11 protein-coding genes, 1 tRNA gene and 2 pseudogenes are annotated in these 13,690 nt (G+C 66.5%); 5 read left to right on the forward strand and 9 right to left on the reverse strand.

From position 1 onward, the window contains the following. From J5474_RS15600 to J5474_RS15630, 7 genes and pseudogenes are all read right to left on the reverse strand, one after another. Positions 1-167: pseudogene (locus tag J5474_RS15600) on the reverse strand (IS5/IS1182 family transposase); the annotation flags it as partial. 229 nt (positions 168-396) lie between these two features. Beyond that, positions 397-474, reverse strand: a tRNA-Arg gene (locus J5474_RS15605). Positions 475-732: 258 nt separating this feature from the next. Continuing rightward, positions 733-1,959 (reverse strand): OpgC family protein, encoded by a 1,227-nt coding sequence (locus J5474_RS15610; RefSeq protein ID WP_209361860.1) that lies wholly within the window; start codon positions 1,957-1,959, stop codon positions 733-735. A 40-nt stretch (positions 1,960-1,999) separates the two neighbouring features. Continuing rightward, positions 2,000-3,748 carry a glucans biosynthesis glucosyltransferase MdoH gene (mdoH, locus tag J5474_RS15615; RefSeq protein WP_209361861.1) on the reverse strand — a complete coding sequence of 583 codons (1,749 nt, stop codon included), beginning with the start codon at positions 3,746-3,748 and terminating at the stop codon, positions 2,000-2,002. Then, a complete protein-coding gene (locus J5474_RS15620; protein WP_209361862.1) occupies positions 3,741-3,896 on the reverse strand; it encodes a hypothetical protein in 156 nt (51 codons plus the stop codon). Before J5474_RS15620 ends, mdoH begins: the two co-directional genes overlap by 8 nt. Next, positions 3,896-5,500: an OpgD/OpgG family glucan biosynthesis protein gene (locus J5474_RS15625; RefSeq protein WP_209361863.1), complete on the reverse strand. Its 1,605-nt coding sequence runs from the start codon at positions 5,498-5,500 to the stop codon at positions 3,896-3,898. Before J5474_RS15625 ends, J5474_RS15620 begins: the two co-directional genes overlap by 1 nt. Positions 5,501-5,647: 147 nt before the next feature. Then, positions 5,648-6,448, reverse strand: coding sequence for an aspartate/glutamate racemase family protein (locus tag J5474_RS15630; protein ID WP_209361864.1), 801 nt, complete (start codon positions 6,446-6,448; stop codon positions 5,648-5,650). Positions 6,449-6,905: 457 nt separating this feature from the next. Between J5474_RS15630 and J5474_RS22835 the strand changes: the two are divergent. From J5474_RS22835 to J5474_RS15640, 3 genes and pseudogenes are all read left to right on the forward strand, one after another. Then, positions 6,906-7,097 (forward strand): annotated as a pseudogene (locus J5474_RS22835) (IS5/IS1182 family transposase); the annotation flags it as partial. A 287-nt stretch (positions 7,098-7,384) separates the two neighbouring features. Further along, positions 7,385-8,155: an HAD-IIB family hydrolase gene (locus J5474_RS15635; protein WP_209361865.1), complete on the forward strand. Its 771-nt coding sequence runs from the start codon at positions 7,385-7,387 to the stop codon at positions 8,153-8,155. Positions 8,156-8,160: 5 nt separating this feature from the next. Further along, on the forward strand, positions 8,161-9,393 hold the full coding sequence (locus J5474_RS15640; RefSeq protein WP_209361866.1) for a glycosyltransferase family protein: 1,233 nt from the start codon (positions 8,161-8,163) through the stop codon (positions 9,391-9,393). A 200-nt stretch (positions 9,394-9,593) separates the two neighbouring features. On the opposite strand, the gene J5474_RS15645 is transcribed toward J5474_RS15640, so the two are convergent. Together J5474_RS15645 and J5474_RS15650 are read right to left on the reverse strand one after the other, a co-directional pair. Next, on the reverse strand, positions 9,594-10,520 hold the full coding sequence (locus J5474_RS15645) for a calcium/sodium antiporter (protein ID WP_209361867.1): 927 nt from the start codon (positions 10,518-10,520) through the stop codon (positions 9,594-9,596). A gap of 134 nt (positions 10,521-10,654) precedes the next feature. Further along, entirely contained in the window at positions 10,655-12,424 is a 1,770-nt protein-coding gene (locus J5474_RS15650; protein ID WP_209361868.1) for an alpha-amylase family glycosyl hydrolase, read from the reverse strand. Positions 12,425-12,613: 189 nt separating this feature from the next. Between J5474_RS15650 and J5474_RS15655 the strand changes: the two genes are divergently transcribed. Further along, positions 12,614-13,018, forward strand: a complete 405-nt coding sequence (locus J5474_RS15655) for an enoyl-CoA hydratase-related protein (RefSeq protein WP_209361869.1) — start codon at positions 12,614-12,616, stop codon at positions 13,016-13,018. After that, positions 13,015-13,536 (forward strand): thioesterase family protein, encoded by a 522-nt coding sequence (locus J5474_RS15660; RefSeq protein WP_209361870.1) that lies wholly within the window; start codon positions 13,015-13,017, stop codon positions 13,534-13,536. The genes J5474_RS15655 and J5474_RS15660 overlap by 4 nt, the downstream gene beginning before the upstream one ends. The last annotated feature ends 154 nt before the right edge of the window (positions 13,537-13,690 follow it).

Below are 13,690 nucleotides of genomic sequence, written 5' to 3' on the forward strand. Positions count from 1 at the left end.
ATGGCGGCGTCGCTGAATTGCTGCTGCCGACCGCGTTTGCCGCTCGGTGGTGGTGCCCACACCATCTCCGGGTCGAACCAAAACGACAACGATCCGCGCTGCTTCAAACTGTCGTTGTACGATGGCCAGTTCGTGGTCTTGTACCTCGTAGGGGCCCAACTGCTCATAGCCCCTCGCTATCATGCTGGATTCACGCAGTGAATCCCCGGCGTGGATTTGTGCAACAAAGCCCCGCCAACTGAAAAATTTCGCTCTCCAGCAGAATCGGACGAAAACTCTCAAACAGAGCCTTTCAGAAATATTCGAGGGAGATGAAGATTCCCCTTGACACGGGTGCGCGCGAAAAACCGCCGGGTTGCGCACTCTTATGCCCCCTTGGCATGCTGGGGAGGGGCTTGGCGAGCCGTGGAGGACTCGAACCCCCGACCTGAGAATTAGAAGTTCCCTGCTCTAATCCAGCTGAGCTAACGGCCCGTTTTCGCTTCGGCTGTATCAGCCGAATTCGCTACCTTGTCAACTTTGTATAAGTTGGGGTGTCTACTGAAAAATCTTACAAGATCTCATGAACTTGTCACTAGAGGGTAGTTTTCAGGGTGTTATTCCTGCCCTATCCAGTTGAGCTAAGGGACCGATGGGGAGGCTTTTGCAGGCTTTCGGGGGCCGAGGGAAGTGCGTCTCTCCGCGCCCTGCCTCCGCCCCCGGTGCGTCCGCATCCTGTAGGGTACACGCGCGTCAGGCGCTGCTGCGCAGGCCGGACGGGCGGGCGGGCTGGGTCGCGCCGGTCTGTGCAGGGGCGGGGGAGGGTGCGGAGGCAACCTTCAGCCGGGCGAGGCCCCAACTCAGCAGGGCGGCCAGCGGCGGGATGAGCCAGCGAATTTCCTGATCGGGCGTCAGAACAAAGACGATCTGACCGGAGAGGGCCAGCATCGTGCCAAAGGCAAAGACCGGCAGGCTGTGGCGGCCCAGTAGACGCAGAGGCGCCGCCAGCCGGTGCCCGGCGATCACGCGGACGGAGCCGAGGCAAGACAGCACGTAGACCACCGCCAGCATGTGGCTGAGGCGGGGGAAGGCGAGGTAGGTCTTGTTGTGCGAGGTAAAGGGGTAGGGTACGCCAACGCTGCTCAGCTGCGCCATCTTGTGGTTTATGAACTGCCCAAGCGCCGGGATCTCACGCCAGGCCAGCACGAACAGCAGATAGCCCGCAGCCACCGCCAGCAGGAGGCGGGAAACCGGGACCAGACGTTCACCCCGCCGGTGTCGGATGCCGATCAGGAGGCCGACGACAAAGATCAACTGCCACGACAGCGGCGACAGGAACCAGCCGCCGTTGCCGGGGTAGTTCGGGATGTTCAGCCGATAGATGCCGCCGATCAGCCACAGCGTCACGCTAGCCGCTAGTGTCAGGCGTGGAAAACGCAGGCCGCCGATCAGAGCGAGCGGCGCGGCAAGCATCAGTACGATATAGCTGGGAAGGATGTTGACGTAACCGATCTGGAAGCCCAGAAGCGGCAGGCCGATCAGCGCCTTGGCCGGGTCGCGGTAGAAGGTGGCGAGGTTGTGCATCTCGCTGAATTTCGGGTTCACGAAAGCGTAGGTCGCCCAGGCGAAAAGCCCCAGCGCCAGCACCGTCAACAGCATCTGCACCATGTAAAGCGTCCAGGCCCGCCGCCACAGCGGCAGAACCGCGTCGCGCAGGCGACCCTTGCCGTCCAGCCAGCGCAGCATGGCGGGTGAATAGGCGATCCCCGCCGCGATGCCGGACATGACGAAGAACGCCTCTGCCGCGTCGGAAAAACCGAAGTTGCGCGAGGTGATCGCCTCCCACGGATTGCCGGGCATGTGGTTGATGAGGATCATCACCAGCGCCAGCCCGCGGAACATGTCGATGCGCGGATCGCGCGGGGCCTTCACCGGCACCGGGGTCCGGGCAGAGAGGGGAATGATCTGCGGTTGGGTCATGATCTGGGACTCGGGTCCTGAGAAAGGGGGCCGTGCCGCCTCAGGCGGCGTGTGCCGCCGCCGCGGGGAGGGGCGACGGCGCAGAGTGGAGTGCGCGGTAATGCGACAGGACGGGGCTGGGGCGGGCGTCTTCGGGTGTCCGGAACAGACCGTCGAGGATCGGCAGCGAGGTTGCCCAGATCAGCAGTGGGGCCGCGATCATCGGCAGGGTCACAGGCAGCAGCCAGATGGTCAGGGCGGGGGCCAGCCACCCGGTTGCCAGCAGCACCGCCAGCCCCCAGAGCGCGATCCAGCCCCCGGCGGCGATGCTTTCGGGCAGGGACAGGCGGCCTTCGCCGCGTTGGTTGGCGGGCCACCCGCCATCCTGCCCGGACAGCACCTGCAAAACCGCCCGCGTCTGGTAGGCCAGCATCACCGGCGCGATGAACGAGGACAGCACCACCTCCGCCAGCACCCCCGCCGTGGCGCGCAGCGCTCCGCCGAAACCAGGGGTGCGGCGCGCGGCGACAGCCTGCGCAAGAATGGCAAACTTTGGCAGCAGCAGCAGCCCGCCGATGCCGATGGCCAGCGCCACGATCTCGCGCGTGCGGTCGTCGGGAAAGACCGGGAACAGCTGATAGGGTTCGGGGAAGTAGTTGGGCGCGGGCTCCGTCACCGTCGCCAGCACGGAGGCGATCATGAAAGCCGCCCACAGTGTCGAGACGAGGTAGGCCGCGATCCCCTGCACAAAGACAAAGCGGCTCCAGGTTTTCAGCCCCGGCGCGGTCAGCAGGCGGATGTGCTGCAGATTTCCCTGACACCAGCGGCGGTCACGGCGCGCGTAGGCGATGATGTTGTCGGGGCCTTCCTCGTAGGATCCTTCGATCGCGGGGTCGACCTCCACACGCCAGCCGCCGCGCGCCAGAAGCGCGGCCTCGACGTAATCGTGGCTCAGGATCGTGCCGCCAAAAGGCGCGGGGCCGGTCAGTTGCGGCAGCCCGCAACATTGCGCCAGCGCGCGCACGCGGACGATGGCGTTGTGCCCCCAGAATGGACCGGTCTCGCCCTGCAACCGTTGCAGGCCGCGAGCAAAGACCGGCGAATGGAACGACGCCGCGAACATCATCGCGCGCCCGAAAAGCGACGAGCCGCCAACGATTTTCGGCAGCGTCTGCAACAGGCCCAGCCGCGGCTCCGCCATCATGCGGGCGATCATGTGGGCGATGGTTTCGCCCTCCATCAGGCTGTCGGCGTCTAGGATGACGGCAAATTCCCAGGCAGCACCCGAGCGGCGGATGAATTCCTCGATGTTGCCCGCCTTGCGACCGTGGTTGTCGGTGCGGTTTCGGTAGTAGACGCGCAGCCGGTCGGGGCGTTCGCGCAGCAGCGGCAGGAAGGCCGCGTATTCGCGGGCCTGCGCCTGCCGGTCGCGGGTGTCGGAAAGAACGGCGAAATCAACCGTCAGCCCGGCGGCGCGGCAGGATTGCTCCATCGCCTCGAGTCGGGCGCTGGCCGCGACAGGGTCCTCGTTGCATATCGGCAACAGCACGACGGTCGGCGCGGTGGGGGCGGGCAGTTCGCGGACCCTGCGCCGCAAATCGGGCAGGCCGATCAGGGCCTGCGCCGCGCCCCAGGCCAGCCAAAGCGTCGTGATGAAGATCAGCGCCACCCGCGCCGCGTCCCACAGCGATCCGCCATGGGCAAAGCTGGCGTCGGTCATCAGAACCGCCGCCGCCGTGGCACAGAGCAGGGCAAATCCCAGCGCCGTCACGCGCCAGCCCAGCGTCGCTGCTGTCAGCCGATCACGCATGGCGCAGGAACAGCCTTGCCAGCAGGGACTGCATGGCGGCGCGCGGGCTGTCCCCGGCGGGGTTCACCCTCTCCAGCACCTGCGTCGGCATGTCGAGCGGCGCCACCGGGGGCAGGCCGGTCAGAGTGTCGTCGGTGGTCGGGATCATCAGGTTCTTGTCCATTGGTAGAGCCAGGTCTCTGTCAGTCTCAGGTCGTCAAGCGTCAGGTCCGCGCTAAGTTCGACGGGGGCGTCATCCTCGGCGCGGACCTCGAGAACGAGGCGCCAGATGCCGCCCTCCTCTTCGAGCCGTTCGACGATGGATTGCACAACTTCGCCGTTACGGGCGGACACTTTTGCCTTGACGTCCTCGGCGGCGGAAAGTTCCGCCAGAATGGAGCCGCCGAAGTCTATGACGAACTTTTGCCGGTCGCGGGCGGGCTCGATGCCCGCAACACCGCCATGTCCGGCCAAAGTGCGCAAAACGCGGGCATGTTCGGAATCCGGCTTCAGCGGTCCCATGCCCCAGAGCAGCCGGTAGGACAGCTCCAGCGCATCCCCGGCCTGCACCTTGGCTTCGGGCACCCAGAAGGCGGCGATGTTGTCGTTGCTCTCGAGCTTTGTGGGAATCTCGATCAGGCGCACGGCGCCACGCCCCCAGTCGCCAACGGGTTCGACGATCAGCGAAGGCCGCCGTTCGTAGCCCGCGTGACTGTCGAGGTAGGCGTCAAAGCTGCGCGCGCGCTGCTCCAGCCCGAAGGCGGTGGGCGACACGGCACCGATGTAGGAATTGCCCAGCCGCGCAGGATTGCGCAGCGGGCGGAAGAACCGCCTGTCACCGGTGACCACCACCAGTCCCTCGCTGTCGTGAACGCGAGCGCGGTAATCGTGGAAATCGCCCATGTCGTTCGGGGCGAAGAGGAACATGGAGGTCAGCGGCGCGATGCCCACCTGATCCACGGCGTCGCGGAAATACAGCCGCTGGTCGACGGCGATCTCTGTCGTCTCGCCCGGCGTCAGGGTGAACCGGAAGGCGCCCGCAACGGATGGGCTGTGCAGCGCGGCGTAAAAGGTCACCGTCTCCTGCCCGGGTGCGGGGCGCTCCAGCCAGAACTCGGTAAAGGCGGGGAATTCCTCCTCGCCTCCGATGGCGGTGTTCAGAGCCAGCCCGCGCGCCGACAGGCCATAGAGGTTGTCGCGCCCCAGCGCGCGGAAATAGCTTGCGCCCAGAAAGGACACGACCTCATCGAAGCGGGTCGGATTGTTGAGTGGCGCGTTGATGCGGAAACCGGCCACCCCCGGCAGATCGGCATCCTCGGAAAACCGTTTGTCGAGGTCGTCGTAGTACCGGAAATCCTCGCGGGTGAACTGCATGGGCGTCGCCTGTCCGTCGACCACCTCGTGCAAATGCACGGGGGTGCGGAACAGCCAGCCGGGGTGGTAGGCGTGCAGGACGGCGCGCGCGTCTTCACCGGCCCAGCGGGCGCGCTCCGGACGGAACTGCACCTTACGGTAATCGTCGTAGGTCAGCGCGGCGGCAGGGCCGGTGATCTCGGTCGGCGGAACGTATTCCTCCTGCGCGGCGGCCTGCATCCTTTGCGACAGAATGTCGAAGGAAAAGGGTGTGCCTCCTGGTGCCGCAGGCGTGGGTTCACTCGCCTCTTGCGCGTTGCCGCGCTGCGGCAGGGTCGCGGCTAGAGCCAGGACCTGCGCGAGGAAGCTGCGCCGCGAGACGGCGGAGAGGGACGGGGGGAGGGGGTGGGATTCGGTCATGCTGCCTTGGGTGGCCAATCGTTTGCGAATTGAGCATTTATCGTGAACGGCGGGTTTTCCAAGTCCCTCCGGCAAACTGCTGCCAAAACCGAACGCCTGCGGCGGGAACCTGCCTCGAAAGTCTGCAAACACGCGATTTCCTCACCCCTAAGGCGCTTTTTTACAACTGACGGGTGCAGTGTGTGCGCATTCGTCAGTGTGGACATGTTCCCGTGTTGGCGGGATTCGGTCGCGCGCTCGGCGCGGGGCTCGTTCAATCTCGGCATGAGCGGCCGACCGGGTGGCCGTAACGGGCGAATCAGTGGAGAAATTGATTGGTGCAGGTGCAGAATAAATCACGTATGGGTTGTTTTTCGCCGGGTTTTTGGGGCTTAGCCGCACGCCTGCTGTATTCTCGCGGTAAGGCGCGCGCCGACGCGCGCCGTGTATCAATCGGTCCGGATGTCGGTCGGCCGCCTTGCACCCAAGACGGCGACGACCTGGACGATGACCGGGACGGGCAGTGCCGCCCGAAATGCGCGCCACCTGCAGCATGCCCACGCAGCCAAGCACCACGGCATCGAAGCGGTCCTCCGCCACCGCGCGCGGGGCCTCGGATGGGATGCCCGCGCAGGCGGCGTCCGGGGCGGCGTCCGGGGCGGCATCCAGAGCCAGAACCGGGATGCCGCTGGCGCGGACCCTGTCCAGCAGATTGTTCAATCCGAAACCGCGAATGTTCGCGTCGATAACCCGGACGGAAACAGCCAGCGTCGTTACCACATTATAGCGCCGGCAGCGCGGCGCGCAGTGGTGACAGGCGGTGCTGCCCGATACCGACCACCGGACGGGGCACGGCCCGCTGTGCCTGGGCAGCGCCGTGTCGTCGGAGCAGCCCTCCAGCGGTAGTTCGCGCCCGTGCCAGCGCGTCATCGACAGGGTGGAAATGGGGTTGATGGGGTAGACGGTCATCACACCAGGCCCTCGTCCGCGAACGCCCCCGCGCCGCACGCCTGTGGTCGACCTCCCGGCAGACTCGCCCGAAGACCGCTATCACCGCAAAGGAAAATGCCGTTGTCAGCGCGCCAGATCCCGAGCTCGCTCAATGTACCCGCAGCCCCGACGGGACAATGATCAACCGGACTCCAAGCGAGACCGGAATGAAGGGGATCACCAGTGCCCTGATGATGCGGTAGAATAATCCGCCTGACCCGGCGAGTCGCCTGCGGAAGGCGGGGCGCCCAAGAAGGAAGCGACCTCCAGTGGTGCCATGACCATCAGCCCCAGCATCAGCGACCGCCAGAAGGCGTCCCGGTTGTCGCCCTCCGCCTGCTCCTTTAGCAGGTCGCGGAACCGGCGCAGCGGCGGTGTTGCAGACCTCTGGAAGTCATGGATTCACGTCGTGAATACCCGTGCCCATACGAGACACATGAATAAGCCGTCACCCGCCGGCTACCGCACGACGCACTGGTCCGACGCCAATGCGGCACCGAGGCAGAGGGGGGCGGTGCCGCAGTGGCTGGACAAGGCGATGGCCTGGCACGCACCGCCTGAGGGCCGACCGGGGCGCCCCCCGGTCTTCTCGAGCGTGGCGATCCGGATCTGCCTGTTGGTCGAGGTGCCTTCCGTCGCAACCGGACCTGCGGAACCTTCTCGAGGGCAGCCCCTCACTGCGGGAGGCGTTGGGCGCATGAGGGCATACCGGGATGTGGCGGCGAAACCGGCGAGGGTGCCGGGCCGCACAGGTGCATGGCGACGCGACACCCCGGCGGGCCTGCCCGGTTGCTTTGGCGGCTATTCCGGATCCTTGCCGAGGCGCGGGGCCTGCCGCGTCGGTATGGGCTGACATGGGGCTGGTTGCCGCGCCGCCGCTCCGGCATAGTTGATCCCAGACGGCAGGAGGGCGCCATGACGCTGATTGTTTTCACCGACCTTGACGGCACCTTGCTGGATCACGAAACCTATTCCTGGGAACCGGCTCGCCCCGCGTTGGACGCGCTGAAGGCGCGCGGTGTGCCCGTGGTGCTGGCCACATCGAAGACTGCCGCCGAGGTGGCGGTACTCCACGAGGCCCTCGGGCTGGGGCAGACCCCCGCCATCGTGGAAAATGGCGCCGGGATCTACCGCCCCGGACAGCCCATCGAGGGCGGCGAGGATTACGCGCGCATCCGGCAGGCGTTGCGCGACGTCCCGACCGAACTGCGCGCGGTCTTCGAGGGCTTCGGCGATGTCTCCGACGAACGGGTGGCAGAGATGACCGGGCTGGCTGAGGAGACCGCTGCGCTGGCGCGGCAGCGGCAGTTCTCCGAACCCGGATCGTGGACCGGGACGGCGGCGGAGCTGACCGCCTTTCGGACGATGCTGGGGATGTATGGCGTGACGGCGCGGCAGGGTGGACGGTTCCTGACGCTGTCGCTGGGCCGGACGAAGGCCTGCGCCATGCGCGAGATCGCGGCGGAGTTGGGCGCCGACCGGACCATCGCGCTGGGAGACGCGCCCAACGACAGCGAGATGCTGGAGGCGGCGGATCACGGCGTGATCGTGGCCAACGGCCATGGCGCCGGATTGCCCCCCATGGACGGCGAGTCAAAGGGACGCATCCGGCGCACGCAGGCGCCGGGGCCACAGGGCTGGGCCGATGCGGTCCTGGCCCTGCTGAACGAGATTGAGAAGGACTGAAATGCATGGCTGACTTTCACCAGAACGGCAATATCGCCCAGTTCCACGACCTGCGGCAAAGGCCGATCGAGGAGATGGTCTACGAGATCGAGAGCTACGCGCAGACGCGTCGGATCAGCCTCGTCCTGCCGTCGCTGTTCTCCGAGCTGGAGGGCCCGGCGCTGGGCAAGATTCTTGGAGAGCTTTCGCAGGTCAGCTACCTGCATCGCATCATCATCGGTCTCGACCGCGCCGACGAGCACCAGTTCCGGCGGGCGAAGGACTTTTTTTCGGTACTGCCGCAGGATCACGTGGTGCTCTGGAATGACAGCCCGCGCATGACCGCCTGGATGGAAAAGCTTGACGGGCTGGGGCTGGCGCCGCAGGAGCCGGGCAAGGGCAAGAACATGTGGACCTGCATGGGCTACATGATCTCTTGTGCGGATACGTCGGTGATGGCGCTGCATGATTGCGATATTATTACATATCAAAGGGATATGCTGGCAAAGCTGGTCTACCCCGTGGTCAACCCCAACTTCCGCTACCAGCTGTCGAAGGGATTCTATCCCCGCATCGGCGTCGGCAAGCTGAACGGCCGGGTGACGCGGCTGCTTGTGTCGCCGCTTCTGATCGCGCTGAAGAAGGTGATCGGGGACCGCGATTACATCGACTACCTGCGCGCCTTCCGCTACCCGCTGTCGGGGGAATTCGCGCTGCGGACCGGACTGGTGCCGGACCTGCGCATTCCTTCGGACTGGGGGCTGGAGATCGGCGTCCTTTCGGAGGTCTGGCGCAACTCGGGACGGCATTCGGTCTGTCAGGTCGAAATCGCCGACGCCTACGACCACAAGCATCAGGAGGTCAGCGAAGATGACGCGCAGGCCGGGCTGAACCGCATGTCCACGGACATCTGCAAGGCGATCTTCCGCAAGCTGGCCGCCGATGGGACAGTTTTTTCCGCCAATACGTTCAGGGCTTTGAAGGCGACTTACTACCGGATCGCGCTGGACCTGCTGGAGTTCTACGACAATGACGCGCGGATGAACGGGCTGACGCTGGACCGGCACCGCGAGGAACGCACGATCGAGCTGTTCGCAGAGAACATCATGGCGGCGGGGCACGTTTTTCTGGCGAAGCCGAACGAGGCGCCCTTTATTCCGAACTGGAGCCGGGTGAACGCTGCCGATCCGGGTCTGGTGGGCGAGTTGCGCGCGATCGTGGCCGCCGACAACGCGGAGTATGAGGCGCGCCCGTTCTGAGGGTCGGCTTGTCAGAGGGCCCGAACGGGTCGGGGGCGGCTCTCGCGCGTTCCGCGCATCGCCCGCCCGCCAACCCGTGGTGCATGGTGTCGGCGCACCGCACATGGCTGTGAGGGATACGGGAGCTCTGCCCCCGGCCTGCGCCTCCCCCCGGAGATGCTGGCCCCACGGAGAAGCAGGCAGCGCGCAGGCTGGCGTGGTCAGCCCGGCATGAGGCCGATGTAGGCGGTGTAACCCGCGAGAAGCACGGCGCCTTCGGCACGGGCGATGCGCAGCCGGGTGGCGGCGAAGACAAGGAACAGAAGCGAGACCACAAGCATCGCGGGCGTGTCCACCGCGAGGATGCGGGGCGGCAGATCGGATGGCGCGATCAGCGCGGTAATGCCGCCGATGCCGAGGATGTTGTAGATGTTGGATCCCACGATATTCCCGAAGGCGACATCGCCCTGTCGGCGCAGCGCGGCAATGACGGAGGTGACGAGCTCCGGCAGCGAGGTGCCGACCGCGACCAGCGTGAGGCCGATGGTGGATTCCGAGATCTGCAGCGTGCGGGCGATTTCCACGGCGCCCGACACCAGCAGCCCGCCGCCGGTGATGATCAGGGCGAGTCCGGCCGTGGCCATCAGCAGCGGGAAGAGCAGGGGGGCGGGCGGGGCCGGGCTCTCCTCCGGCGGCGGGGTGTTGCGTTCCTGGCGGTAGACGAGGGCGATGTAGGTGGCGAGGCCCGCGAGGCAGAGCACGCCGGGCAGGCGGCCCATCCCGGCGCTGGCGGCGAGCAGCGCGAAGGCCACGGCGGTCGCCACCATGACGGAGGCATCGCGTCTGAGTCCCGCGCGGGAGACGGCGATCGGAAAGAGCAGCGCGGAGATGCCGCCAATGAGCAGGATATTCGCGATGTTGGATCCGACGATATTCCCCCATGCGATGCCCGGGGCGCCGATCAGCGCCGCGCGCAGGGAGGTGACCAGTTCCGGCAGCGAAGTGCCAAAGCCGACGAGCACGAGACCGATCATCAGCGGCGACACCGCGAGCCGGCGGGCGAGGGCGACGGCTCCCCGTACGAGGATATCCCCACCGAAGGTAAGAAGGACGAGGCCGCCGAGGAGCGGCGCCCAGGTATCGAGCATGGGTGTTATCCGGGCAGGGGCGGCGCGGGATGCGCTGCCGGTCCTGCTCAGGTCATGGCGCGGGGGGCCATTTGCAAGCCCCCTTCGGCACGATATTCGCGGGCCCCGGCGGAACGGCGCGCGCGGTCCGGGGGTCATCCCCGGTTGGTGATCCAGCGGCATTGATAGGGTGCCAGGGTGACGCCGTCTTCTTCGGGGTGCAGGGTTTCGCCAGTCAGCAGGTCGGTCCATGTTTCGTCGGCGATCAGGTTCATTGCGCGGGGTGGCAGGTCGACCGTTTCGGCGGACACGTTGTGCAGCGCGAATATGGACTGCGAGCGGTCCGGCGCCTGCCGCCAGACGGCCATGATCCGGTCGTCCAGCGTCAGGGTGAAGTTGGTGGCATTGGGGTGGAACGCGGGCTGGCGGGCCCGCAGTTTCAGCCGTCGGGAGAGTTCCGCCAGTACGCGGGACTGCGGGCTTTGGGGATCGTCCAGCAGGGCGCGCAGTTCGGGGTAGTCCCAGCGATGACGGTTGATCGCGCGGTTCATGCCACGACGGGTGACGCCGTCGAGGTCGTTTTCCGTGGCAAGCATGGCGTGGATGTAGAAGGCGGGAACGCCTTCGAGCGACATGACGATAGTCTGCGAGGCGATGAACCGGTCGAGGTGGTGCGCCGTGTCGCCCTTGTAGCTGCGCGCCACGGCCGAGAAGAAGGTGGCGTTCAGCTCGTAGACTGCCGTGCCGCCGTCAGGCAGCGCGCGCATCGACGCCCGCCCGCCGGAATCCATGACGGTCGAGATCATGCGCGCGATCTCCTCGTCGGGCAGCAGCCCTTCGGCGGGACGCATCCCGATGCCGTCATGGCTGGCAGTGAAGTTCAGGTAGGCGCAGCCCTGCGGCGCGGGCGGCATTGCGCGCATCCAGTGGGCGAGGTAGCGCGCGTCACCCGACAGCATGGCATGCAGGATCAGCGGCGGCAGGGGGAAGTTGTAGATCCAGTGCGCCTCGTTCAACTGCCCGAAGTAGCTGAGGTTCTCGGCCTTGGGGACGTTGGTTTCCGTGAGCAGCACCACAGGCTCCTGCGCGAAATCCGCCAGCACGCGCAGAAGTTGCACGATGGCGTGGGTCTGCGGCAGGTGGATCGAGGGCGTGCCCGGCTCCTTCCAGACAAAGGCCACGGCGTCCAGCCGGATGATCTGGACGCCCATGTCGACATGCAGGCGGATGATGCGGACGATCTCCTTCAGCACCTCGGGGTTCTTGAAGTTCAGGTCGACCTGATCGTGGGAGAAGGTGCACCAAACGTGTTTCGTGCCCCCGGCGGTCTCCACCTCCTGCAGGAGCGGGGTGATGCGCGGGCGCACGACCGTGGAGAGGTCATCCTCGGGCGAGGCTTCAAAGAAGAAGTGGTCGTAGGGGGGCTGCTGCTGGCGGTAGGCGTTGAACCACGCCCCCTGCGAGGAGACGTGGTTCAGCACGAGGTCCGACATGAGCTTCCACTCCGCGCCGATGCGCTGGATATCGGGCCAATCGCCGAGCGTGGGGTTGACCTTCGTGTAATCGGTCACGGCGAAACCGTCGTCGGAGGTGAAGGGGAAGAACGGCAGGATATGCACGCCGTTGACCACGCCGCTGAGGTTTTCGGACAGGAAGTCGCGCAGCAGGTCGAGCGGTTTGTAGACGCCGTCGATCAGGCTGTCGCCGTAGGTAATGAGCAGCACGTCCTTCTGCGACCAGAGCGCGTTGCCGGGCTTGCGCGCGCGGGCACGGGGCCGGGTGCCGCCTGCATGGTCCGCGGGCCAGAAGGCCGCGATGATCTCGGAGGCGAGTTCGTCCGGGTCGCGGTCCTTGTAGAGGCGCATGAGCAGTGCCCGCAGGCGGGACCGCAGGGCGGCGGGGGCGACGGGGGTATCCTCGGGCATGGGCTCTGTCTTCCGGGCTTGGTCCTGACGGGTATAGCGCAGGCAGCGTCCGGCAGGAAACCTGTCTTGCCGGGGATTGCCCCGGATTGGCGGCGGCTGCCCGGAAATCGAGCGTATGCGCTGGGGCTTGCGGGGTTGCGCGGGGCGCGCGGTTGGGGGAGCGTGACGCAGAGGGATGGAGGACAGCGAATGGCGGATGCGACGGTGAAGGCGCGGGGCCGCGTGCTGGAGATCACGCTGGAGCGCGGCGAGGAATACGCCGTGGACGCCGCGACCTCACCGGTGCTGCGCGCGGCCTTTGCGCGGTTGCAGCGGGACGACGGGCTTTCGGTCGGGATCGTCACCGCGCGGGGGCGGTTCTTTTCCGCCGGTTGGGACCTGAAAGCGGAGGATGCGGTTGCCTTACTGGGGAGGGGCTCTGCCAGAGGCGAGGGCGATTTTGCCGGTCTGACGGGGTTCTGGGGCCTGACAAAGCCGGTGATCGCGGCGGTAAATGGCAACGCGCTGGGTGGCGGCTTCGAATTGGTGCTGGCGGCGGATATGGTGATGGCGGCGGTGATGGAAAAGCGCGCGCCCGTCTGGAGCGGCGAATGATACCGAAGGCGGAGGCCGTCCTGCACCCCGTCTGGACCGGTGCGGTAGCGGCGCCGCTGGTGCTGGTGGAGGACGCGGTGCATCCGGAGTGGGTGGACGGATTCGGCCAGATGACCATGGCGTATCACCTGACGGTTTGCGAATTGGCGAACCGGGCTTTCTTCGACTGGGTGAACGATCCTTGTGCGGTGGCCGCGCGGGAGGGCCACGAATTTGTCGTCACTGAGAGCCATATGATCAGCGGCGGCGCGTTGCTGGAGGGGGAGGCGTTCTGCATCGAGACGCAGGTTCTGGCGTGGAATGCGAGGGGGGCCATCCTGTTTCACCGGGTGCTGGACGCCACCGGCGCGGTGGCGGCGACGGCAGAGATGGGGCTTCTGGGGTTCGACCTGCGCACCCGGCGTCCGGAGGGGTGGCGCGCGGTCGTGGCGGAGCGGCTGGCCATGGTCGCGGACCGACACGCGCGGCTGGAACGACCGGCGGTGGCGGGGCGGGGGATCGTGCTGGCGCGAGACTGAAACGCTTTCGCCTTGCGTGTGGCAAGGCGCGCGGCCTGCGGCTGCGCGAGGGGCTCTGCCCCTGTCCCTGCGGGACTGACCCCGGAGGTATTTGGGAACCAAAGAAGCTGAAGCGGGGGTGCCATCTGGGCCGTCGCGTGACCCGGTTCCGGTG

This window comes from Sagittula salina (genome assembly GCF_017813235.1).
Taxonomy (GTDB): domain Bacteria; phylum Pseudomonadota; class Alphaproteobacteria; order Rhodobacterales; family Rhodobacteraceae; genus Sagittula; species Sagittula salina.